This window comes from Halomonas sp. AOP30-A1-24, assembly GCF_052378165.1.
Lineage (GTDB): Bacteria > Pseudomonadota > Gammaproteobacteria > Pseudomonadales > Halomonadaceae > Vreelandella > Vreelandella citrativorans.
Genome location: NZ_JBQSXL010000004.1, coordinates 1 through 22,921 on the forward strand (window position 1 = coordinate 1; position 22,921 = coordinate 22,921).

The 22,921-nt window shown below is 53.8% G+C and carries 22 protein-coding genes; 13 read left to right on the forward strand and 9 right to left on the reverse strand.

Features of this window, described 5'->3' with window-relative positions; genetic code table 11:
- The 3 genes from ACT3TJ_RS03080 to ACT3TJ_RS03090 all read right to left on the reverse strand — a co-directional run.
- The coding region (locus tag ACT3TJ_RS03080; protein WP_444665444.1) for a TRAP transporter permease at positions 1-1,439 on the reverse strand (1,439 nt) is incomplete at its 3' end.
- 283 nt (positions 1,440-1,722) lie between these two features.
- On the reverse strand, positions 1,723-3,489 hold the full coding sequence (locus ACT3TJ_RS03085; protein ID WP_193057310.1) for a SulP family inorganic anion transporter: 1,767 nt from the start codon (positions 3,487-3,489) through the stop codon (positions 1,723-1,725).
- Positions 3,490-3,816: 327 nt separating this feature from the next.
- On the reverse strand, positions 3,817-5,397 hold the full coding sequence (locus tag ACT3TJ_RS03090) for a sulfatase-like hydrolase/transferase (RefSeq protein ID WP_193057309.1): 1,581 nt from the start codon (positions 5,395-5,397) through the stop codon (positions 3,817-3,819).
- 359 nt (positions 5,398-5,756) lie between these two features.
- Between ACT3TJ_RS03090 and ACT3TJ_RS03095 the strand changes: the two genes are divergently transcribed.
- On the forward strand, positions 5,757-5,882 hold the full coding sequence (locus tag ACT3TJ_RS03095; protein WP_264299236.1) for a hypothetical protein: 126 nt from the start codon (positions 5,757-5,759) through the stop codon (positions 5,880-5,882).
- Positions 5,883-6,076: 194 nt separating this feature from the next.
- A complete protein-coding gene (locus tag ACT3TJ_RS03100; protein ID WP_193057308.1) occupies positions 6,077-7,702 on the forward strand; it encodes a GMC family oxidoreductase in 1,626 nt (541 codons plus the stop codon).
- Positions 7,703-7,760: 58 nt separating this feature from the next.
- Here ACT3TJ_RS03100 and ACT3TJ_RS03105 read toward each other — a convergent pair whose 3' ends face one another.
- A complete protein-coding gene (locus ACT3TJ_RS03105; RefSeq protein WP_193057307.1) occupies positions 7,761-9,155 on the reverse strand; it encodes an APC family permease in 1,395 nt (464 codons plus the stop codon).
- A gap of 250 nt (positions 9,156-9,405) precedes the next feature.
- On the opposite strand from ACT3TJ_RS03105, the gene ACT3TJ_RS03110 reads away from it, so the two are divergent.
- The 4 genes from ACT3TJ_RS03110 (at position 9,406) to ACT3TJ_RS03125 (ending at position 12,623) form a co-directional block, all read left to right on the forward strand.
- Entirely contained in the window at positions 9,406-10,224 is an 819-nt protein-coding gene (locus ACT3TJ_RS03110; protein ID WP_193057306.1) for a MoaF C-terminal domain-containing protein, read from the forward strand.
- The gene (locus tag ACT3TJ_RS03115) at positions 10,214-11,014 is read left to right on the forward strand and encodes an SDR family NAD(P)-dependent oxidoreductase (protein ID WP_193057305.1); all 801 of its coding nucleotides are present in this window, start codon (positions 10,214-10,216) and stop codon (positions 11,012-11,014) included. The genes ACT3TJ_RS03110 and ACT3TJ_RS03115 overlap by 11 nt, the downstream gene beginning before the upstream one ends.
- A 70-nt stretch (positions 11,015-11,084) precedes the next feature.
- Positions 11,085-11,855, forward strand: coding sequence for an SDR family oxidoreductase (locus tag ACT3TJ_RS03120; RefSeq protein WP_193057304.1), 771 nt, complete (start codon positions 11,085-11,087; stop codon positions 11,853-11,855).
- A 93-nt stretch (positions 11,856-11,948) separates the two neighbouring features.
- Complete coding sequence (locus ACT3TJ_RS03125) at positions 11,949-12,623, forward strand: helix-turn-helix transcriptional regulator (RefSeq protein WP_193057303.1); 675 nt, start codon at positions 11,949-11,951, stop codon at positions 12,621-12,623.
- A gap of 81 nt (positions 12,624-12,704) precedes the next feature.
- Here ACT3TJ_RS03125 and ACT3TJ_RS03130 read toward each other — a convergent pair whose 3' ends face one another.
- Together ACT3TJ_RS03130 and ACT3TJ_RS03135 are read right to left on the reverse strand one after the other, a co-directional pair.
- Entirely contained in the window at positions 12,705-13,223 is a 519-nt protein-coding gene (locus ACT3TJ_RS03130) for a PDDEXK nuclease domain-containing protein (protein ID WP_444665475.1), read from the reverse strand.
- Between the two features lie 27 nt (positions 13,224-13,250).
- Positions 13,251-13,730 (reverse strand): DUF1016 N-terminal domain-containing protein, encoded by a 480-nt coding sequence (locus tag ACT3TJ_RS03135; protein ID WP_444665445.1) that lies wholly within the window; start codon positions 13,728-13,730, stop codon positions 13,251-13,253.
- A gap of 197 nt (positions 13,731-13,927) precedes the next feature.
- Here ACT3TJ_RS03135 and ACT3TJ_RS03140 point away from each other — a divergent pair, with 197 nt between their 5' ends.
- A complete protein-coding gene (locus ACT3TJ_RS03140) occupies positions 13,928-14,803 on the forward strand; it encodes a pirin family protein (protein WP_193057301.1) in 876 nt (291 codons plus the stop codon).
- 11 nt (positions 14,804-14,814) lie between these two features.
- Here the strand turns inward: ACT3TJ_RS03140 and ACT3TJ_RS03145 are convergent, their stop codons facing one another.
- Positions 14,815-15,426: a DNA-3-methyladenine glycosylase family protein gene (locus ACT3TJ_RS03145; protein WP_193057300.1), complete on the reverse strand. Its 612-nt coding sequence runs from the start codon at positions 15,424-15,426 to the stop codon at positions 14,815-14,817.
- A 207-nt stretch (positions 15,427-15,633) separates the two neighbouring features.
- Between ACT3TJ_RS03145 and ACT3TJ_RS03150 the strand changes: the two genes are divergently transcribed.
- Together ACT3TJ_RS03150 and ACT3TJ_RS03155 are read left to right on the forward strand one after the other, a co-directional pair.
- Positions 15,634-16,830, forward strand: a complete 1,197-nt coding sequence (locus ACT3TJ_RS03150) for an MFS transporter (protein ID WP_193057299.1) — start codon at positions 15,634-15,636, stop codon at positions 16,828-16,830.
- A 61-nt stretch (positions 16,831-16,891) separates the two neighbouring features.
- Positions 16,892-17,149, forward strand: coding sequence for a hypothetical protein (locus ACT3TJ_RS03155; protein ID WP_193057298.1), 258 nt, complete (start codon positions 16,892-16,894; stop codon positions 17,147-17,149).
- An 88-nt stretch (positions 17,150-17,237) separates the two neighbouring features.
- Here ACT3TJ_RS03155 and ACT3TJ_RS03160 read toward each other — a convergent pair whose 3' ends face one another.
- Complete coding sequence (locus ACT3TJ_RS03160) at positions 17,238-17,933, reverse strand: extensin-like domain-containing protein (RefSeq protein WP_193057297.1); 696 nt, start codon at positions 17,931-17,933, stop codon at positions 17,238-17,240.
- A gap of 196 nt (positions 17,934-18,129) precedes the next feature.
- Between ACT3TJ_RS03160 and gmk the strand changes: the two genes are divergently transcribed.
- From gmk to ACT3TJ_RS03180, 4 genes are all read left to right on the forward strand, one after another.
- Positions 18,130-18,762: a guanylate kinase gene (gene gmk, locus ACT3TJ_RS03165; RefSeq protein ID WP_172116786.1), complete on the forward strand. Its 633-nt coding sequence runs from the start codon at positions 18,130-18,132 to the stop codon at positions 18,760-18,762.
- A gap of 89 nt (positions 18,763-18,851) precedes the next feature.
- On the forward strand, positions 18,852-19,112 hold the full coding sequence (gene rpoZ / locus ACT3TJ_RS03170) for a DNA-directed RNA polymerase subunit omega (protein ID WP_087110274.1): 261 nt from the start codon (positions 18,852-18,854) through the stop codon (positions 19,110-19,112).
- A 26-nt stretch (positions 19,113-19,138) separates the two neighbouring features.
- Positions 19,139-21,274, forward strand: coding sequence for a RelA/SpoT family protein (locus tag ACT3TJ_RS03175; RefSeq protein ID WP_172116787.1), 2,136 nt, complete (start codon positions 19,139-19,141; stop codon positions 21,272-21,274).
- 193 nt (positions 21,275-21,467) lie between these two features.
- Positions 21,468-21,857, forward strand: a complete 390-nt coding sequence (locus ACT3TJ_RS03180) for a RidA family protein (RefSeq protein WP_087110278.1) — start codon at positions 21,468-21,470, stop codon at positions 21,855-21,857.
- 137 nt (positions 21,858-21,994) lie between these two features.
- Here ACT3TJ_RS03180 and ACT3TJ_RS03185 read toward each other — a convergent pair whose 3' ends face one another.
- Positions 21,995-22,876 carry an SDR family oxidoreductase gene (locus ACT3TJ_RS03185; RefSeq protein ID WP_193057296.1) on the reverse strand — a complete coding sequence of 294 codons (882 nt, stop codon included), beginning with the start codon at positions 22,874-22,876 and terminating at the stop codon, positions 21,995-21,997.
- Between the last annotated feature and the right edge of the window lie 45 nt (positions 22,877-22,921).

The window sequence follows — 22,921 nt, forward strand, 5'->3', positions numbered from 1 at the left end:
GGTATCCCTAATGCTTCAACAGCCGGGCCCATGATCAGAATGATGATCAAGTACGCTGGAACTGTGGGCATTCCCATTCCTAATACCAGACATGCCAGTGCCATTAGTACGAGCGATAGAATGAGAGATCCATCGGCCACCGCTTGAATAGAGGAAGCGAAGCGTAGGCCAAGGCCTGTAAGGTTCATTACAGCAATAATGATGCCTACAGCGCCCACGGCAATAAGAATGGTGCTGCCAGAACTTGCACTTCCACTCACAATTTCCTTAAGCACTTTAAAGGTGCGTGCTTGCGGATTAAATATTAGCCCTAATACCAACGCGGCTAAAGTAGCCCAAAGCCCCGCTGTAGCAGGAGAGCGCCCCTGCATCATTAGTACAACGATGAGTATGAGCGGGAGTACAAAAGCCGAAAGTAATAGCCAGTCTTGCCGGCTAAGGGTGGGTAGCGTTCGACGGTCCGGCGCCGTAATGCCAACTCGGCGAGCTTCGGCACCAACGCTTAAAAATAAGCTCGCATAAAAGAGCAGAGCAGGAATCAATGCGGCCAAGCAAATTTGTAGATAAGGAATGCCGGTCATATCAGCCATTATGAATGCGAGGGCCCCCATAATGGGTGGCATGATTTGACCACCACTAGAGGCAGCCGCTTCTACCGCTCCTGCGAACCTGGCACTGAAACCACTTTTTTTGATCATGGGCATGGTGACTACACCAGTGCCTACGACATTGGCGACAACGCTGCCTGAAACCGTTCCGAATAGGCCACTTGCCATGACGGCAGCATAAGCAGCCCCACCCCGAAATCTTCCCAGTGTACGGAGGGACAGATTGAGGAGAACCTGACCTATACCCAAAGACTCAAGCACGGCCCCAAAAATGATAAAAATTAAAATAGTGCTGGCAACCACGGCTAGCGGCTGACCAAAAACGCCGTCAAAGCTATACCAAAATGTTTGAATCAGCTCACTGTAGGAGACGCCTGCATGGCTAAAGATCCCAGGAAGCAGGTCGCCAAAATAAGCGTAAGTGGTGGCACATAAAGCAACCAGCACCAAAGGCAGGCCGATAACCCGCCGAGTGAGTTCCAGTAAAGCCAGCACACCTGCCAAGCCGCACCAGAGGTCCAGCGGTTGAAGAAGATAAAGCCCTGTCTCGAGATAACCCGAAATAATGGAGTAACGCCAAGCCGCAACAACAATTAATACGATAAGTGCAATATCTACCCAGCGATGCCATACAGTACTGCTTTGGCGGAGAGAGCTCACGAGTAAAAAGAGTGCACCTAGCGTGAAGCTGCCAACACGTACAAGCGCATCATCAAGCACACCGAATCTAGCCGTATAGAGCGATTCAACAACCAGGAGTGTTCCTATCATATACATGAGTACGGTAATAGCTATGGGTATCAAAGCACGTATGTTAGCGGAGACTGGCATGACACTTCCTTTTAAGTTTTTGTATTTATTGCATATAAAATATTATGACTATGTTAATAAACGACAAGATAGGGCTTAAATAGCTAGAAAGGCAAGCTCATATTTCACAGTGTAAAATCAGTTGGATCGGAGGTCGCACTGACCCGCTTTCGATCACGTTTAGATATAAACGTCTAGCGGTGCTGGAGTGGGCATCTTGCGTGGCCAGATATCACGTTGAGTGCCTACTGGCTCCACGCTGTCGCGGGTCTTTAAAGGAGCGGCCATATAAGGTCAGGAGTATTTAAACCTGCCGCGCAATGAGATTGCTCTCTTTATAATTTGGGCCGCATTCTGCAAAAATTCTTTTATCACAAGTATAGCAAATGTCAGGAGAGAGCAATTTAACAGTCGCCTCGATTGCGCCTTTGGGGGTTTCAAACAAATTTATTTCTTCAAAACGTATTAAATCACCTCGCCGATCCAGCTCATCGAGAACGGTGCCTTTAAGTGAGCTGATCATTAAATCGCCGCCTTGATCGCGCAATCTGCGTGCTTCCTGAAGCAGCATTTCAATACCCGCGGTATCAATAAAATTGACTCCCTTTGCAATGATCAATACCTTCACGCCGGGTGACGAGCTAAATACACGCAAACGTTGCTGAACGTGGTCAGTCGCGCCGAAAAAGAGAGACCCATCGATACGCAGTATTTTCAGTTGAGGGCACTGTTCCAGAGCGTAGCGATGTACATTGCGAATATGGTGCCGAGGGTGATCCTGAAGCGGCGCCACCTCCATCACTGTTGGCCTTGAAGTACGCTTTAGATAAAGCGCGAGGGAAAGCAGTACCCCGGCATAAATGGCGAACTCCAATGCTACGAATAGCGTGGCGGATATCGTTACTATCAGTATGATCGTTTCCTGGCGATTGTGGCGAATTAACTGACCGATATGATGAAAGTCGATTAGATTCCAGGCAATCAACATGATGCCACCTGCCATGGCGGGTAACGGTAGATAGACAGTAATGCTTGGCGCAAACAAGAGAATCAAGGCCAGCAAGCCAGCGGCAAAAATCGCGGCCATCGGCGTACGGGCACCGGCATCGTAATTGGCTCCGGAACGAGTGAAAGAGCCTGAGCTGGCATAACAGGAAAAGAAACTGCCTACGATATTGGACAGCCCCTGACCAATAAACTCCTGATTACCATCGATGGTCTGACGTGAGCGTAAAGCGATAGCACGCGCGATGGCAACGGCCTCGATTAAGCCTAAAAGCGCAATAGCAAAGGCGCCGGAAGTCAGCGTATACAGGTTATCCAGTGATAGCTGAGGTAGCGAAAACGGCGGCAGGGTTCCGGGAAGCGCCCCTACCATGGCAACGCCATGGGCGGCTCCGTCCATTAACCAGCAGGCCAGGCTTCCGGCGACAAGCCCTAGCAGAAGATGGGGCGAGCGGCGGTGAAGGCGTCGTGCCACTAGCGATACGACCAGTGATACGGCGCCAACTGCCAAGGCAAACGTATTGATATCAGGCAGTGTTCGGACTATCGCCGCCAAATTCAGTAGCCCTGCCGCTCCATCGGTAAGGGTAATACCAAGCAGGTTAGGAAGTTGGCTGATAGCAATGAGAATGGCCGCGCCAGCGGTAAATCCAATGATGACGGTATGAGAAATGAAGCTGACCAGGCTACCTAGACGTAACATCCCCATGGCCAACTGAATGATGCCGACCAAAAGCGTAACGGTTAAAGCTATCGCAAGATATTCAGCGCTCGTTAATGCGCCTAAACTCCCTACGACGCTCGCCAACACGATGGAAATCGCAGCAGTAGGCCCGGAAATCATATGCCAGGAGCTGCCGAAAAGGGCTGCTACAGTCGCCGCAATAATCGCCGAGTAGAGGCCGAACTCCGGAGGAAGACCTGCAATAAATGCGTAGGCGACGCCTTGAGGAAGAACCAGAATGGCTCCCGTGAGACCCGCCATTAAATCGGCATAAAGGGTTTTTCGATTTAGAGTACGGCTCCAGGTTAAAAAGGGTAGACCATGTGATGGTTTAAATGCCATGCGAGGCAGCCTCGGAGTGTGTATAAATAGTTGGTCAATAGCAATACGGTAATAGTTAAAGCTATTTTAGATTTAATGCTGGGGTGTTTTACGGGCTTATAATTTAACGAGCCAAAACATTAAATAATATATAAATTTTTCGGAATTAAAGTATTATACATTTATTAATTAAGCACTAATCGAGAGCAGAGTGCTCTTTATAAGCATCTGCACTCGATCACATAATGTATAACTGTGGCTGCTTTCCTGTTTTGCACTTGACCGCCGGGTATCGTTTTTTAGCGGTCTCAAGTGGAGTTATCGCTCATTGCCACCAGTATCAATGGCTCACCAAACGCCGAATAAATAGCCACGCTTGTGCGCCATGCCGGTGTTGGCCTCAATCAGTTGGTTACTCATCGTCACCCTTAGTTTGCGTGAAAAACACCACTCCGCGAGCGCCTTTTCCAACTTGCTACATACATCCGCATGGTTATTGCCTGGAACAAGATCGTTGAGCTCGCCTGGGTCCGTCTTCAAATCAAAAAGCTGTGGGCGCTGATGCTCATAGTGGATGTATTTCCAATGCCCGTCAGTGATCATATAGGCCTTGGCCTGTTCAACGGACAAATTAAGCGCTTGGCGTGCTGGCCGCCATGCATAGTCGGACTCGCTAAACGCATAGTTTCTCCACTGTGAGGGCTTTTCATTATGAACTAACGGCTGTAGTGAGCGCCCTTCGAGGCGGTAATCCAGCATTTGGCTGTTGCCGCCTGCAACGTCTATAAACGTAGGCACCAGATCGATCGCTTCTACCAGATTATCGAAACGGGTTCCGCGAGTGGCCTCGGCCTGAGAGCGTGGATCGAATATGATCATCGGGATTTTGGCACTGGGTTCGTGGAACAACTCCTTCTCGCCCAGCCAGTGATCGCCCAGATAATCACCGTGATCGGAAGTAAGAACGATCACGGTATTCTCCAGCTCGCCGCGCTCTTCGAGAAATCCTACCAGGCGGCCGATATGGTCATCTAATTGAGTGATCATGCCCATATAGGTAGGAATAACGCGCTCGCGCACTTCCTCCTTGGAAAATTCGATCGACTCAGAATGCTGCATAAAAGCATTGAGCACTGGATGAGTATCACGTCGCTCCTTGTCAGAACGAATGGCAGGCACGATGTCCTCTTTGCCATACATATTGTGGTAGGGCGCAGGCGCCATGTAGGGCCAATGCGGCTTGATATAGCTCAAATGCAGACACCAGGGAGTACCGCTGGCTTCCTGGATGAAATCCATGGCGCGATTGGTGGTATAAGCGGTCTCGGAATCCTCTTCTCTTACTCGCGCAGGGAGATGGCTATTACGCATATACCAACCACTTAGCGGATCACCACTCTCATCCTCTGCAGAATTGGCATAGTCGTGCCATGGGTTTTGGCTATTGTAGCCTTTACTACGCAGGTACTGATTGTAGCGAAGATCTGGATTAGCGGATTGATCCGGATGCAAGCCATCATCGCGTTCGAAGGGCTCGAAACCGCACTCACTAATCAACACCCCGAGTGAGGAGTCGGGATCAAGCCCCAGGCGCGCCATGCCTTCAACATCTCGCCGCATATGTGTTTTACCAACGAGGGCCGTTCGGTACCCTTGCGGGCGAAGGTAGTCACCTAGCGTACGTTCATCAACGCGTAGCGGCACATTGTTATAGCTTGCACCATGACTTGCCGCGTATCGCCCCGTATAAAACGACATTCTGGACGGCCCACATACCGGCGCCTGACAATAAGCGTTAGCAAAATTGACGCCTTTAGCGGCCAGTGCATCAATATTAGGTGTGCGGATATGGGGGTGCCCATTGCAGGCCAGATAATCGGCACGCAGCTGGTCGGCCATGATAAATAGAATATTAGGCTGGGTAGTCATGATAAGCCTGCTGAAAAGAAAAGTATGGAATTTTTAGAATCTTACTTTCTACTCAGAGGGGCTAGTTCTGCAACTTCTGGTTTCACCTTGTGAAAAGAGTTGCTTCTTGTATTGCAACCTATAATCGAGTAACTGCATAACGTAGGTTCTATTAATTGATCTTACCCTTAGAGTGGTACTACTCACCCAATAAGACACTCTATATTATGCCGCTCTTTTAGCATGCACAGCGGGGATTTTCCCCGAAACTAACATCATAAACTTGATGAGGCTCCTGGCTAATATTGATTAGGCAATCTCCTCCCTTATAACCGGGGCGATAAGTAGAGACCTAAAAAAACGTAATACGCTACGATGAAATGAACCATGGCAAGGTTGACAGCATCAATGAAGAAAAAACGGATACCCGTTACTCAGATGCCTACCGTCAAGAAGCGTTAGCGCTGGTTGATCGCATTGGTGTGGCAGCGAATGGAACCACATAATTAATGCCTCGCTGCGCCCATAAGCAACGGTATTCTACTAAAGTATTTTTATTTAAATTGCTGATATAAAAAGAATAAATTCTATGAGGCAGGCACAGTCAACAACCTGGCACATGTAGTCAATTGATGACCTAATCCGGCTCTTACGCTTTCCTTGATGCGCCACGGGCGCTCTCGTTCGTCAAGGAGACAAAATGCGACACCACCACTACGACTACATCATCGTCGGCGCTGGCTCGGCTGGCTGCGTTATCGCGCATCGCTTGATTCAGGCGCTGGATGTTTCTGTGCTGCTCATTGAGGCTGGTGGGTCGGACGCAAGCCTTCTTATTCGTATGCCTGCCGCGGTCGGCAAGGTGATTCCGACCCGGACTTGGCCCTACATGACCACCCCGCACGGCGCGACTAATAACCGCGCCATGTCCATCGCCCAAGGGCGACTGATCGGCGGCAGCAGCTCGGTCAATGGCATGATCTATATTCGCGGGCATCGTACCGACTATGATGGCTGGGCAAACGACCACGGCTGCACCGGCTGGGGCTATGACGATCTGCTGGCATACTTCATTCGAAGTGAGGGCAACGAGTCGCTGGCCGGGCCCCTGCACGGCAATGATGGACCGTTGAGAGTGAGCGAAAACCGCTATCGCCATCCGTTATCGCAAGCGTTCGTGCGCGCCGGACAGGAGTTCGGGCTGCCCTACGTCAATGACTTCAACGACAATACCCGCGAGGGAGTGGGCTACTACCAGACCACCACTTTCAATGGCGAACGCTACAGTACCTCGAAGGCCTATCTGAGCGAGGTGCGCCACGATTCGCGCCTGACCATTTTATCTGATACCGATGTCGAGAGAGTGATCATCGAAAAGGGCAGGGCCATCGGCGTCAAGGCCCATCATTCCAAAAAAGGCGAAATGACCCTTCATGCACGACGCGAAGTCATCCTTAGCGCTGGCGCAATCGGCAGTCCGAAGATTTTGATGGCCTCCGGCATCGGTCCTCGCGATCACCTGAGCGAGCAGGGCATTGAGTGCCTCCGTGACTTGCCGGTAGGCGACAACCTGCAGGACCATCTGCACTTATCAATCAACGCCACGCTCAAGGACCCGACCTCCCTGTACGGTGAAGATGTTGGCTTGAAGGCGTTGCGCCACGGGGTCGAATGGCTACTGCATCGTCGCGGCCTCATGACCTCCAACGTGCTGGAGGGCGGCGCCTTTCTGGATACTGCCAATGAAGGCCGCCCAGACACTCAGATTCACTTTATGCCGGTGCTCGACACTTGGGACGATCCCAACGGCATCGGTCGAGGGCGGACGCATGGTATTACGCTCAAGGTTGGCCACCTGCGGCCGGTCTCGCGCGGTACGGTACGCCTGATTGGTTCAGGCAAAGAGCAGCGCATGGCCATCAACGCCAACTTCCTTGACGCACCTGAGGATCTTGAACATCAGGTGCGTTCGCTGCGCGCCGGAATGGCGTTACTTGATACGCCGGCGCTTTCAAGCGTGATCGATGAGGTTTTTTCGCCGCCTGAGGCGCGCCATCTGATGGCGCAGAGCATGGAGGACAACCAGCAGGCGCTTGAGACCTTCGTCCGCCAATACTGTAAAACGACCTATCACCCGGTGGGCACCTGCCGGATGGGCCCTGATGCCGAGCATTCGGTGGTTGGTCTTGAACTAAAGGTTCATGGAGTAGAAGGACTGCGCGTCATCGACTGCTCCGTTTTCCCCACCCTGCCCGGGGGGAATACTAATGCCCCGACCATTGCGGTGGCAGAAAAGGGTGCTGACATTGTGATTGATGCCGCCTGAACTAGGTAGGGCGCCCCTTTCTGGAGCGCCCTGCGTTTTGCCATGAGCGATGTGTGCCTTATTCGCTAAGATCCGGCTCGAATAGGCCCTTTTTCATCTTGAACTTGACCCAGATGATCGCGATCAAGCTGACGACGCCCAGTACTACGCCCAGTAGCGTATAGATCATGACGGTCATGTCGGGTGAGGGGGAGGCGTTGGCGGCCACATAGGCCATGCCAGCGATACCAATAATCTGCGGCAGTGGGTAGAACGGTGTGCGATAAGGGCGACGATGCGCCGGCCGACGACGGCGTAGCACGAGCACATCAATGTGCGCGACGATGTAGGCTAAAATCCAGCTGGTCGCAGCACCGATTAGCAGCATAATGATCTGATCAGGCGTGATCAGCAAAAAGGGAATAATCACGCTCAGCGCCAAAAATAGGATGCTAACCCAAGGGGTATTATAGCGCGGATGCATTTTGCCCATGATGCTGAATGCCTGGCCGTTATCGGCCATCCCCGAGAGCATACGTGGTACGGCGGCCAGCACCGTATTGACCGTGCTGCAGGTGGCAGTCAGCCCCATTACGGTGGCAATGATCAACCCGGCCTGTCCAAAGACGCCGTCGACGAGGTTGACATAGGGTAGAGGCGAGGTGGTCAGGGTTTCAACGGAGAGGTAATGTCCCGCACCGAGGCAGAACATCGTAAATAGCACGAAGATGATGCCAAGCGACAGAAACATAGCCCGCGGGATTCGTTTTTCCGGCTGACGAATGTCATTGATCAGCGGACAAATGAACTCACTGCCGATGAACAACCACATGGCAAGCGCAACCAGGCCCATGAAACTGCCGTTAGTAATGCCTTCGCCGCCCCAGTTAATACCTGCCGCGGCGCTGGCAATATCAGGTGATGGCGGCTGAAGTAGCGCAACAGCGCCGACGATAAAAATGGCGATGACCATGGCAAAGGTGAATACATTCTGAAGCTTAGCGAAGACATCCGTACCCAGAATATTGAGCATGGCCAGTATTGCCACCAGTAATATCGGAATCAGATGCGACGGAAGCAGGGTCGGGAACAGGGTCTGAAGCAGGGCATCCACGAGCAAAAGCTCGGCAGGTATCGCGAATATGGCCACTACCACGTAGCCTGCAAACACCGAGACAATGGCAGGAAAATGCCCAATGGCCTTCTGGGTGTAGGTTGCAAGCGTGCCTGCCTGTGGGTACATCAGTGACAATTCCGAAAAAGTCATGGCATTGCAGACGGCAAACAGCGCCGCAACGAGCATGGCGGCTAGAAAACTCAGGCCTCCGAGACCAAATCCCATAAGTGCGGATGCCATAGAGCCTTGAACCACTACGCAGCCCACACAGATCGCAATCATGGTCTTGAAGCCGATCTGCCGTCGCGTAGAAGTACTTGTTTGGGGTACTGATCCCGTCTTTGAAGTGTCGAGCATAATGAGTCATCTCCTGCCGGTTTAATTGTTGTGTGGCTGGTGCGAGTAGCCTGACACTCAATCTGCTCCTTAACCGGTCTTCATTCTTGTTCGGTGCTGCCAGACATTTTCCTCTGCCTGCCTCCTTCTTCACGATGTTCTTGATCTCCCCCATTTGGGGGATTTTCTGCCAACGGCTATGCACCGACGATAAAAACGTTCACCGCCATTGGTGAACATGACTCTCGTGTAGACTCAAGGAGATAATAATATGACAACGACACCTTCCCACATCGACTGGATCTCGGTAGCTGGCCTTGAAAAGGGCTTTCAGCCGGACTCATATGCGCTGGACCACACGGTCGATTTAAGCGGCAAACACATTGAACTGTACGACGCCGACGGAAATATTCGCCGTATCGAGATCAAGCATGACCAGCTTCGAATCGATAAAGGCCAGGCCGTCAGGGTGCGCATGACCTCTGTGCGCAAGGGCATCTATCTGCTCGACTGGCTGGATGAAAACACCCGTCCGGCGACCTCATACACCGTCGTGCTGGATACGCTGACCGACAGCTACACTCAGGTCATCGGCACCCTGCCCACGTTTGACGTTATCAAGACCGGAATGTATGAGCGCGCCCTGAGCGGCCGTGCCCTGACCGATGTAAAGGTCGAGGTCAGCCACGGCACACTGAACAAGTCCTTTACCGACGGCGCCCCTACCCACGCCACGACGGATGAGCTGATCGGTGTGCGCAACCTCTACCGCTACAGTCCGACCGAGGTGTATGAACATATTTATCTGAATGAGAAATTCTACACTTGGAATTGCCTAGCAGGAGTCGAACAAAGCTTGTGTGATACAGATGCTTGTCATTACTACAAGATTGCAGACGAACTCTATCTGTTCATCTGGCGTGAAAAGATCGTTCCGACGCTCGGCATCGTCATGATCGATGAGCAGAACCATCGCAGCGATGGCAAGATTATCGGTGTGGGTGATACTGAAGATGCACCGCTGGCTAACTTCCCGGTAGCGTCTTACTGCCAGCGCCTAGCAAGTGCGGAGTATCCTGATGACCTCTGAGACCCGTACTGTCGTCATTACCGGTGCCGGCACCGGCGTGGGAGAGGCTTGCGCGCGCCAGCAGGCCACGCTTGGTAACAATGTCGTGCTGATCGGCCGCCGGCGTGAGCCGCTTGAGGCGCTGGCCGAAGAGATCGGCGCAATGGTACTCTCTGGTGATGCTGCCAGCGCCTCGGAATGGAAAGGATTTTGCGAGCGCATCCTCAAGACCTTTGGTCGGATTAATAGCCTGATCTGCAGTGCTGGAGGTCATGACTTGGGCGCGGCCACCGACATGTCCGACGAGGACTGGCAGTGGGCGATGCGCCTCAATCTGGACACCGCCTTCTATAGTGCCCGGGCGTGTCTGCCGCACCTGATCGAGAGCGAGGGCACCATGGTGCTGCTGGGGTCGTTGGCCTCGTTTCAGGCTGGCAGAGATGTATGTGGATACACCACGGCCAAGCACGCACTCGTGGGTCTGACCCGCTCGCTGGCCCGCGATTACGGCCCCAAAGGCGTTCGGGTTAACTGCGTCTGTCCGGGTTGGATTCGAACGCCGATGGCCGATGAGGAAATGCAGCCGCTGATGGCACACTATAACGAGTCGCTCGATGATGCCTACGCCCGGGTGACACGGGATGTCCCGCTGCGGCGAGCGGCTTGTGCCGAGGAGATCGCCGAGATCTGCGCCTTTCTGGTCAGCCCGGCTTCCGCCATCATTACCGGCGCCATGATCATGGCCGACGGCGGCTCGCATATCGTCGACATACCAACGCTGGCCTTCGAGGCGCTCTCGCCGACCGCCTGACCCTTGTGCCGTACGGCCGGGCCGCTGTCCCACCCGGCCGTATTTCCTTTCATGACTGGAGTTATAGTCCATGAGTATCAGCATCGATTACAGCGGCCGGCATGTGCTGGTCACCGGCGGTGCCCAGGGCATCGGTGAAGCCATCGTGACCCGCTTTGCCCAAGCCGGAGCCCGCGTCACGCTAGCCGATATCAACGAAGAGCAGGCCAAACGCGTGGCCGAAAAGCTGACGGCAGAGGGGCTTCAGGTTCAGGCTCACGGTGTGGATCTTTCCGACGAGGCCGCCACCCGCGCCATGATAGAGGGCAGCGATCCGGTCGATGTGCTAGTGCACAACGCAGGTTACTTCCCGCTGACACCCTTGGAAGAACTCACCCGGGAGAAGGTCGAGCGTACGTTTGCCGTTAACGTGCATTCGCTTTTCTGGATGACTCAGGCGCTGCTACCGCATTTCAAGCAAAAGGGCCAGGGCGTGATTCTGTGTACGTCGTCGGTTACCGGCAATCGGGTCGCCTATCCGGGCCTGACCCATTACGCCGCCTCTAAAGCGGCGGTCAACGGCTTCATCCGCAACACGGCGCTTGAAATGGGCGGCTCCAACATTCGCATCAACGGCGTCGAGCCGGGCATGATCCGCACGCCAGCGATGGATAACCTCGGCGATGACGAGCACAGCCAGAGCCTTGAGCGCGGTATTCCGCTAGGTCACTTGGGCGCACCGGAAGATATCGCCAACGCTATGCTGTTTCTCGGCTCCGATCTGGCCAAATACATTACCGGGCAGACCATTATCGTTGATGGTGGCGCCCTGCTGCCGGAGAGCGTGACGGCCCTCAACTGAGGCGCGACGGGGTGACGGGCAGCAGATTCTCGTTGCCCGCACGCGGCCGACTCGTTATGTTGAAGACATCGACCAACATGGAGTCGGCCTGCCATGCACACTCCTCAGGAACTGGGTGCCCACTGTCTGAATGCCTTCACCCGGGCCGTGCCCGCCTCGCTGGCGGCGTTCTATCGCATCAATGATCGCTTAAGCGCGTTTGACTTCCAGCTTCACGGCGACCCTACCCAGATGCACGACAGCTACCTGCGTCGCTACCGTCACCTCGACCCGCTTCAACCCGGTTACTGCCAGCGTATCGGCGGTGGGGTGGTTTCCCTGCGTGATGCCCAGGCGCTGCAATCGAAACAACACAACGAGGGCTATCAGACGTTTCTGAGTCAGCACGACGTTGTGGACGTGACCGAAGTGCTGTTTTATATCCAGAGCCGCCCAGCCATAGGCATGTCACTGCTGCGAAAGTCACACTACGGACGATTTACCCCGCAGGAGTTTGATACGCTGCAATCACTTCAGGAAATGCTCCAGCTGGCTGTTTCGACCAGCGCCTTTGAACCCGCTCCGGCGCTGCCCGAGCATGCGCGAGTGGCGTTAACCGAGCGCGAAGAGCAGCTGCTGCCGCTGTTGCGCCAAGGGCTCAGCAACAAGGCCATGGCGCGTGAGCTTGGTATCGCCCCCTCTACGGTCAAGACCCATCTCGATCACCTGTATCGTAAATTCGACGTTACCAATCGCACCGAGCTGGTTGGTCGGCTTTATCTAGACTGACTTGAAGTGGCGTGAGAAGGCAACTGCTCTCTGGCATCGGAAAAGTACTTTTACTACTAATTCACTCGTTCTCGATGTCTGTTACTGAAGCTGTTCAATGGCGCGCGCTCGTTCGCGTTCCAGCTCACGTTTGAGCTCCTCCTCGGAGGGAAGGTACGGCAGATACTTTGCCGCAAACAGCTGCTTCTGGTCAGCGAGTACTGAATACTTCACCACGGCTTCGCTTTTCTCACTGCATAGCACCAAGCCGATGGTGGGGTTGTCATCGCTGCCTTTGCGCTGTTCATCATATAGGCGCACGTAGGTATCCATCTGGCCGATATCCTGATGCTTTAGCTTGCCGAGCTTCAGGTCTACCAGTAAAAAGCACTTCAGCTTGAAGTTATAGAATACCAAGTCGATGTAGAAATCTTCGTCGTCAAAGCGGATGCGCTGCTGGCGCTCCACAAAGGCAAAGCCTTTGCCTAGTTCCAGCAGAAACTGCTGAAGGTTACTGATAATGGCCTGTTCCAACTGGCTTTCCTGGTAGGTTTTATCCTGCAGGTTAAGGAAGTCCAGAATGTAAGGGTCGCGCAGGTAGTCCTTGGCGGTTTCCGCCAGCGGCTGGGTGTTGTCTTTTGCTTCCTGTTATACCAGCGCCTTATTCTGACTGGCTAGCAGGCGCTCGTAGTAGAGGGCGCTAATCTGGCGCTCTAAAGCTCTCGCGCTCCAGCTTTGGTTGATGGTCTCTTGCAAATACCAGTCGCGGGCTTGAGCATTTTCCACCCGTAACAGGGTGCGGTAGTGGGTCCAGCTCAATTCGGTACGCACTGCGTTCCGTTTTGGATAGTTTTGATAAAACTGGCGCATATTACGTAGGTTGCGCACATCAAAGCCCTTACCCAGCCGTTCGGTTAGTTGTTTCGAAAGCTGCTGTAACTGTTGCTTACCGTATTCCGCACGGCTGTTGCCTTGCTGCTCATGCTCGATAATCAAGCGGCCTATTTCCCAGTAGCTTTGCACCATGGCTGTGTTGACGGCTTGGCGCACCTGTCCGCGTGCTTGTTCTATCTGCTGGGTAATTGCGCTAATAAGGTCGCTAAAGGCCGCTGGGTTCTGCTCAGTCATAGGCTTAACCTCAGGCGTAATAAAAGATGGCAACTAGGCCGGCCTCAACAATAGCAATTTTACCTGTGAAAATATAAGCGTAAGCCGATATGTAGATAAGCACCCATCAATTTCCTTGAACAATCCAAAGAAAACTATTCGCTCCTCATTCTTTAGCTTAGGTTTTAAGCTAAAGGTAATTTGTTAAGGAGTATTTTATGTCGGACTCATCCGTTAACTCAGTTCGCCGCGTTACCGCCCAGCACCCGGCACACCGCGATGATATTGGTGATCTGGTCACTCGGCGGCCGCTGCCTGGGCCGGGTCTTGATCAACTGGATCCTTTTCTGTTTTTGAATCATCACGGCCCGCAGATTTACCCGGCCAATAATCAAGGCTTGCCGTTTGGCCCGCACCCGCATCGTGGCTTTGAAACGGTAACGTTTATTCTGGAAGGCTCGCTTGCTCATGCCGATAGCGCCAAGCACCAGAGCGTGATTCGTAAAGGCGGCGTGCAGTGGATGACGGCGGGCAGCGGTATTGTGCATGCGGAAATCTCGCCCGCTGAGTTTTTGCGTGACGGTGGTCCGCTGGAAATTTTGCAGCTGTGGATCAACTTGCCTGCGCGCCTGAAAACGAGCGAACCGCGCTATGTGGGGCTGCAACAGGATTCAATTCCGGCAGTTGCGCTACCAGGTGGTGGCGAAATGAACCTGATCGCCGGGGAGTGGGGCGATACGAGCGGCCCTATCGAGACGTTAACCAATGTGTTTATGTCGACGCTTAAGCTGTCTGTCGGTTCGCGCGAGCAGTTGCCCGTTGCCGCTGGGCGGCAGGTGTTCCTGTATGTGGTGAGTGGCGACGTGACGGTGAGTGGTGAATCCACCAACCCCCACCAACTGGTTGAACTGGACCGGGAGGGCGAAAGCATTGTGATTGAAGCCGCAAGCGACGCTCAGCTGCTGTTTGGTCATGGCGATGTCATCGATGAGCCGGTTTACTCGCACGGGCCGTTTGTGATGAATACTCGGGAAGAAATTGTGCAGGCGGTCGAGGATTATCAGGCCGGTAAATTTGGCGGACTGAACGCCTAAATGCTTTATTCTTAAACCGGCTCGCCGCGATAGTAGTGCCACAGAAATAGCGACCCCACGCTGCGCCAGGGCGCCCAGTGTTCCGTAAGCTTTCGTGCCTGCTTGGGCGTGGGTTTGTCGTCTAAACCTTTTAAGCGGCCTAATGCCACGCGTAGGGCGAGGTCGTCGGCGGGGAAGATGTCGGGGCGTTTGAGTGAGAACATCAGGTAGATTTCCGCACTCCAGCGCCCAAAACCGCGCAGTTGAGTAATCGTGGCAATCACGTCTTCATCGTTTAGATGCTCAAGCCCATCGGCACTGAAGGTGCCGGCAAGCTCTGCTTCGGCAAGCCCCTTGGCGTACTCGATTTTGCGCCACGAGAGCCCGGCATCACGCAGTGCCTGGCCTTGTGTGTCGAGGACGGCTTGGGCGTGAAGCTCCGGCAGCAGGATATTCACGCGACTCATAATCGCACGAGCTGCTTCCGTGGAAAGCTGCTGGCTGACGATGGTGGAGAAGAACGTCGCAAAGCCTTTATCACGCACACGTGGCGAGGGCGCCCCTACCAATGGAAGGGCGCGGGCGATATCCGTGTCGGCCCTGGCGAGCGTTTTTAGGGCCTGTTCAATGGTGTCAGGGGTCATATACGCCTTACGGATGCAGAGTGTTAAAGGTGCTTTGTGGATTAAGCCTTTTAACGCAGGCCTGCTTCAAAGCGTAGTCTGTTAAAGTGAAACACTCGCCTGCTAATATTTCATTGAACATATTTATACTTTCGTCTAATCCTGCGATCATCGCCCCACTATACGGCCGTTTGTTAAGCAGGCGTTTGGCGCGTCTGAGGAGAAAAAATGCAAGAGTCGCCCCAAGGGCTGGCGCGTAACCCGCGTTTGGCCGAATTCGCCTTGGCGCTAGGTGGGTTTGGTATTGGCACCAGTGAATTCGTCATAATGGGCCTGATGAACCGTGTCGCGAGCGACCTGGCGGTTAGCGTGCCGCAAGTTGGCTACGCGATCAGCAGCTACGCGTTAGGCGTTGTGGTCGGGGCTCCGTTGATTTCCGCATTGGCCGCGCGCGTGCCCAAGCGGGGGTTATTAATTGCGTTGATGCTGGTGTTTGCCATCGGCAATATTGCCAGTGCCATGGCACCAGGGTTCTGGTCGTTCGTGGGGCTGCGCTTTGTGGCAGGTTTGCCGCATGGCGCCTACTTCGGCGTTGCGGCATTAGTCGCCGCGGGGGCGGTGCCGGTTGATCAACGTGCCCGGGCCATTTCCCGTGTCATGCTGGGCTTAACCACGGCCATTTTAATCGGCGCGCCGCTGGGTACCTGGGCGGGTAACCAGTTTGGCTGGCAAATCGCGTTTTCCGGGGTAGGCGTTATAGCGTTAATGACCGCGCTATTAATTCGCGGGTGGGTGCCGGTGCAGCCGTTTGATGCACTCGCAAGCCCGCTGCGTGAGCTGTCGGCACTGGCCAAGTCTCGCGTTCTGGTGACCATTGCCATTGCCTGTATCGGCTGTGGCGGTATGTTCTCGATTTTTAGTTATGTGATGCCCACCCTGACGCAACAGGCGGGCATGAGCGAGGCTTTGGGGCCGCTGGTACTGGTGATTTTCGGTGTGGGGTCGATTATTGGCAATCTGGTCGGTGGTCGCATGGCGGATAAGAACCTGATGAGGGCCATTCCAAAAATTCTGGTTTGGTGTGCCTTGATTCAAGGGCTTTATTACTTTGCTGCCAATAACGTATGGACAGGGCTTCTGTGCGTTGGGCTTGTGGGTACCTGTATGGCCCTTGCCCCTTCGTTACAAACCCGCTTAATGGATGTGGCCGGGGATGCTCAAACCATGGCGGCCTCGCTTAACCATGCTGCGTTTAATGGCGCTAATGCATTAGGTGCCTGGCTTGCCGGGTTGGCAATTAGTGCGGGTTTGAACTGGTCGAGTACGGGGCTGGTGGGCACGGGCCTGGCGCTATGCGGGCTAGCGATTTTTGCGTGGGGGCGCTGGCTTGAGAAACGCACCGACAGCGTGGCTGTGGGGTTATAAAAGTGGCATAAATAGCCATTCATTCCTAGGGTATAAGGGTGCAACCCATAAGGAGGTGACTATGCATACTCAATTGATCAAGACATCGCGTGTTTTAACGTTGAGCGCTATTGCCGCACTAACAATTGGTTTAGCTGGCTGCGGTACGACAACGGGTGAACGCTCCGCGAGTGGCGCTGGGGTAGGTGCCGCTGTGGGTGCGGGCGCTGCCGCTGCCACGGGTGGCAGTGTCACGGGCGGTGCCGCGCTAGGCGCAGGCGTTGGTGCCGCAACGGGCGCCCTGACCGATGAAGACGATATCAATCTAGACCGCGATTAAGCGTGAAAGCCCACTGCTCGTTCGTCATCGCTTATTTTTCTTAAGGGCCTGTTTCTCTTAAAGGATGATGTTCTTAAAGCACGGGGTTTTAACGGCATAATCGGAAACCGCGCATGCCCATGTGAAAGTGATCGGCATGCGCGGCATTGTAATCAGGCCCCAATACGTTGCCAAATGTACGGCAAGCGCCATCCCGCGCTGCTCGCAAGAACTCTCCTGTTTCCCCTTCATCATCCCAGTGGTTGATCAGCGTTATACGTTGGCCGTTCTCAAACTGAAACCCGATAACATCCAGTGCTTCCGCCGTGGCATGCTCACTGCGCCGGTCGTTCTCACGATGGTAAATATTGCGGCAGGCAAAGCTGCCCACGTGATTGACCTGAGCCACGCGGCTTCCCATGATTGCTTGCGCCGCCGGCTGCAGTTCGTGACGCTCGTACATCACCCAGGCAAGCGCTAGCGGGCAGGAAGCCACAAAGCTTTGGTTAAAGCGCACGCTGCTGGCCTGCATACGTACAATATTGGTCAGTGGACAGTTTGCGGTGGGGGAGTAATCGGCAAGGGGGGTATAGCTCAGCTCGCTGTCTGGCACGGTATTCAGCGCGGCTAAACAGGCGTCTCTATTGTTGCTTAAGCGTTTGATTTTTAGCTGAGTAACGGGCGTTATTGGATCATCGATATGAAGAGGAGCCCACGGTGCCCAGTGGCGAGGAATGTCAATAATGCCTTTTTGCACGGCCACGCCAAGTGCAATAAGAGCCAATATAACCAGCGTGCTGCGCATCCAACCTCCTTGGGTACTTACGCAAACTCTACAGTCCGCGCAGAGGGTGTGCGATACTGCGCACCTTAAATAAGCGTGTTGCTTTGCTTGCTCCGCTAACGATCTTTTTGCTAGCTGTTTCCACTAACTGTTTTCACTAGCTGTTTCCACTAACTATTTTTACTAACCGTTTTTTCGCTAACAAGGGAAGCGCTGTATGTCCCAAGGTACGCTTTTTATTGTTTCCGCCCCGTCGGGTGCAGGCAAAACCAGTCTGGTTCGCGAGTTGATTGAAAGCCTTGATGGCATTCAGGTCTCGGTATCGCATACTACCCGCGTTAAGCGTGACGGTGAGGTGGATAGCGTTAATTACCATTTCACCACGGTGGCTGACTTTGAAGCGATGATTAAGCGTGGCGACTTTTTTGAGTATGCCAAAGTCTTCGATAATTACTATGGTACGTCGCGCGAGGCGGTCCAAACACTGTTGAAAGCGGGCCAGGATGTTATTCTGGAAATCGACTGGCAGGGCGCGCAGCAGGTACGCAAACAAATGCCTGAGGCGGTATCCATCTTTATTCTGCCGCCATCGCTTGGCGAACTGGAACACCGCTTGGCGAATCGCGGTACGGATGAACATGCAGTGATTGCACGGCGCATGCGTGATGCGGTTAGCGAGATGTCACACTTTAATGAGTACGACTACCTGGTCATTAACGATGACTTCACCACGGCGTTTCGGGAACTGCAGTCGCTGGTGATCAGTCGCCGCTTAACGCTTACCAAGGTTAGCGAGCGCCATGCGCCACTACTGGATGCGCTCTTGTCACAGGCGCCCAGCGTCGAGTAATCTATCAGGTTCTATCACTATTCTTTTTCGCTGGGCCGGTGGCGTTATCCAACAACATCGGCCCAGCGTCGTCATTACAGGAAGGCCCCATGGCTCGCGTAACCGTTGAAGATTGTCTGGAAAATGTCGAAAACCGCTTCAAGCTGGTGATGATTTCCACCCAGCGCGCCCGCCAATTGGCACGTGGCTCGCGTGATGCCCAGCTGGCTTGGGAAAACGATAAGCCTACCGTGATGGCATTGCGTGAAATTGCGGCAGGCCTCGTGGACCACACCGTACTCGATGAACCTGTTGAAGCGCCTGTTCGCGTGCGTCCCGCCATGGCGCCCAGCGCCCAAATCGACGACTAAGGCTGAAACGAGCAGGGGCGCGGTAAATGTTCACCATTGATGACCTGGCCGATCGACTCGGCGGCTATTTACCCTCAGATGAGATCCAGCAGGTCAAGCGCGCCTTTTATTACGCCGAGCAGGCCCATGATGGCCAGCGTCGGCGCTCGGGTGAGCCCTACGTTACCCATCCGCTTGCTGTGGCCAATATTCTGGCCAATATGCACATGGACCATCAAAGCCTGATGGCCGCCATGCTGCATGATGTCATTGAAGATACCGGTGTTTCCAAAAAGGCGTTGGCTGCCCAGTTCGGCGATCCGGTGGCGGAGCTTGTCGATGGCGTTTCCAAACTGACCCAGATCACCTTTGAAGATAAAGCCGTTGCTCAGGCGGAAAACTTCCAGAAGATGGTATTGGCGATGTCGCGGGATATTCGCGTCATTATCGTCAAGCTAGCTGACCGCCTGCATAACATGCGTACGCTTGGTGCGCTCAGACCGGATAAAAAACGCCGTATTGCCCGAGAAACGCTGGAAATTTATGCCCGTATTGCCGGGCGGCTAGGCATCAATACGATCCGTATTGAGCTTGAAGATCTTTCGTTTCAAGCCATCCACCCCATGCGTTCAGAGCGTATCAAGCGAGCGGTCGCCAGCGCCCGGGGGAATCGGCGTAGCGCCATGCGTGAAATCCAGTCGTCACTGCAGCAAAGCCTGGATGAAGAGGTGTTGCAGGGCACGGTCATGGGGCGGCAAAAGCACCTGCTCTCGATCTATAAAAAGATGCGCGACCAGCGTAAACCGTTTGCTGAAATCATGGATGTATTCGGGTTTCGGATCATTACCGAGGATGTCGCCAACTGCTATCGTATTCTGGGCGTGGTGCATAATCTATATAAGCCGGTGCCTGGGCGCTTTAAAGACTATATCGCCATCCCCAAGGCCAACGGCTATCAGAGTCTTCACACCACGCTGTTTGGGCCACGCGGCATGCCGATTGAAGTGCAGATCCGCACCCGCGAAATGGAGGCCATGGCCAATAACGGTATTGCGGCTCACTGGCTCTATAAAGCGGGGCAGACCACGCATCCGATTGCTGAAGGCAGCCATGCGCGCGCCCGGGCATGGGTGAAAGGCCTATTGGAGATGCAGCGCCACGCCGGGAACTCATTGGAGTTTATCGAACACGTCAAAAACGATCTGTTCCCCGATGATATTTACGTGTTTACCCCAAAAGGCGACATCATGGAGCTGCCCCAAGGCGCCACGGTGATCGACTTTGCGTATAGCGTGCATACCGATATCGGCAATAACTGTATTGCTTGCCGAATTGATCGCCATTTGGCACCGCTTTCAACACGCTTGGAAAGTGGCCAGACGCTGGAAATTATCACCGCGCCCGGCGCACGCCCCAACCTTGCCTGGCTTAGCTTTGTCTCGACGGCCAAGGCGCGCTCGGCTATTCGCCACGCGCTGAAGCATCAGCAGCAAACCGAAGCGATTACGCTTGGTCGGCGGCTCCTTAACAAGGCGCTGGCGCCGTTTGAAACCAGCCTGGAAGAGCTTGACGACAGCGTGCTTCAGCAAGCGTTAAAAGAGCTGGAAATAGCCTCACAGGATAGCCTTCTGGAGTCGCTGGGTCTGGGCAACCGTATGGCGCATGTGGTCGCCAGGCGCTTGATGGACGTCGCTCATGGTGATCATCCCGATTCCCGTTCAGGTACCTTTGATGGTGGCAAAGCCGTGCTGATAAGCGGTAGCGAAGGCATGGTGATTAACTTTGCTCGCTGTTGCCATCCGCTTCCTGGCGACCCGGTGTTGGGCCATCTTTCTATGGGTAAAGGACTGGTGGTGCATCGCGCCGAGTGCAGAAACCTGATAGAGCATAAAAACGATCCTGATAAGCTGTTTACGCTTGAGTGGTCTGACGCGATTGATGAAGACTTCCCGGTCGCATTGCGGATTGAAATTGAAAGCCGTCGAGGCCTCGTCGCGGAGCTTGCAGGGCTGGTGACCGATGCTGATGCCAATATCGAGCGAATTGGCATTGAAGAGCGTGATGCGCGCCTCTCTACGGTGAATCTCACGCTGTCGGTCAAAGGCCGCGTTCACCTTGCACGTATTATCAAACGCATTCGTAATTTGCCGAACGTCGGAAAAATTACCCGTATGACCAACTAAACCTATTAAAGCGGCCTGGCCGAATTGCCATCCGGCACCGGCCACGTACCGCTATTGCAGTCATTACCTATTTTTGAAAAAAACAGACCCCCTTTTAAACTTTATACAAACACGCTGGTTGGATAATTAACGCTTAATAATGACTGGTACTGAAGAACGACGAGTACTGAATAACTGAGGAGCGAAACACCGCATGAGCAATAAAGCCGTTATTAATACTGACAAAGCCCCCGCCGCGATTGGCCCTTACTCGCAGGCGATCAAAGCGGGTAATACGGTCTATCTCTCTGGTCAGATTCCGCTAGACCCAGCGACCATGGAGCTGGTGTCCGAGGACTTCGAAGCACAGGCGCGCCAGGTATTTACCAACCTGAAAGCCGTTTGCGAAGAAGCCGCAGGCTCGCTTGGCGATGTGGTGAAACTGAATTTGTACCTGGTCGACCTGGATAACTTCGCCATCGTTAACAAAGTAATGGAAGAGTTTTTCTCTACACCGTTTCCTGCCCGCGCCGCGGTGGGTGTTAAAGCGCTGCCTAAAGGCAGCCAGGTAGAAGCCGAAGCCGTAATGGTCATCGGCGACTAAACCGTTAATGACGTTTTCGCTATAAAAAACACCGGCTGAGCGTTTAGCGCCCAGTCGGTGTTTGCGTATTGATTATCTCGTCTGCTATCGACTGCTTCGCTATCTGAAGTAACGCTTTTTTACCCGGAAGTTTTCAATCAGGCTTTCTGAGTCTCTAAAAAGCCGCCCTCTTTGAGTATCTGAGCGTAGCCTTCACGGTAGCTTGGGTAGCGAAACTGATAGCCGGTTCCAAGGATACGTTGGTTATTACAGCGCTTACTGGCCCGGCGGCGCAGCGGCGACTGCATGGTATCGGTTGATTCCACCTTCAGTTGCTTGCCTATCCAGGCCATCACGTTATGCATGGTGACCGGCTCGCAGTCGCTACCCAGGTAAAGTTCCGCCAGCGGTTGACCGCTTTCCTGGCTGCGAATTAAATGCGCCAGAATACCGGTACAATCATCCCGGTGAATGCGGTTGGAGTAGATAACCGGCGTAACCGCAGCGATGCGGCCTTCTGCTACCTGGTGAATCAAGCGGTCACGGCCAGGCCCGTAAATGCCTGAAAAACGCACCACAGTGCCGGGTAGCGAATGGTTAAGCAGCCGTTGCTCCGCTTCATACATCAGCATGCCAGAGAAGCTGGTAGGGCCGGTTGGGCTATCCTCGGTCACCTCCTCGCCTTCCTGCTGACCATATACGCTGGTAGAGGAGACAAAAAAGACCCGACGCGGTGGTTTTTTGTGCTGTTCCATCACGCTCAGTACGCGCTTTAGACCGTCCGGATAGGCGCTTTGGTAAGCGCTCTCTTCAAAGCGGTCAGCGCTTACGCTATAAATGACGTAGTCCGCTTGGGGGAGTGCAGATGCATTGGCCTCATCAAGATCATTAAGGTCAAGCGCCAGAGGTTCAATGCCGGTGTCTTCTAAAGCCGCTGTTTTACGACGTGCGCCAATGACGTGGTGCCCCTCATCAATCAACTGGCGTCCTAAGGTAATGCCGAGATCACCACAACCGATAATCAGTATCGTTAGCTTCACCTTGTCCACTCCTTTTGATAAATATTCCCTATTGGATACAAACTC